Annotated in this window: 1 protein-coding gene; it reads left to right on the forward strand. The window is 43.4% G+C overall.

Going from position 1 to position 493, the window contains the following annotated elements:
* Nucleotides 1-415 (forward strand): 4CSP family protein (locus F0L46_RS27655; RefSeq protein WP_210247692.1); only part of this gene is annotated, 415 nt, incomplete at its 5' end.
* Nucleotides 416-493 lie beyond the last annotated feature (78 nt).

The raw sequence follows: 493 nt of genomic DNA on the forward strand, positions 1-493 counted from the left end.
CTACTCTTGTGATACAAAAACAATAAAGTTTCTCAGAATGAAGACCGTTATTGTTTGCCTGCTTGCCTTGACGGCTGTGGCCCTCGCTCGCCCTGAACAGTACACAGACAAATACGACACTGTCGATCTGGACCAGCTCATATCTAACCGTCGGCTCCTCATTCCCTACGTACATTGCATCCTCGAAAAGGGCCAATGTACCGCAGAAGGCAAGGAACTTAAATCTCACATCAAGGAAGCTCTCGAGACCAACTGTGCTAAATGCACCAAAGCGCAAAAGGGTGGAACCGAAAAGATGATTGGTCACCTCATCAACCACGAAGCCGAGTTCTGGGAGGAGCTGAAGGCCAAATACGACCCCACCAACGAGTTCACAAAGAAATATGAAACTGAACTCAAACGCGTTACAGCTTAAATTCCTTTGAAAAAAACTAACAGCTCAATATCATGTAATAAGATATATGTATTTAGTTGATTTAATTTTCAATTCGAT

Source organism: Salinarimonas soli, from assembly GCF_008386575.1.
Lineage (GTDB): Bacteria > Pseudomonadota > Alphaproteobacteria > Rhizobiales > Beijerinckiaceae > Salinarimonas_A > Salinarimonas_A soli.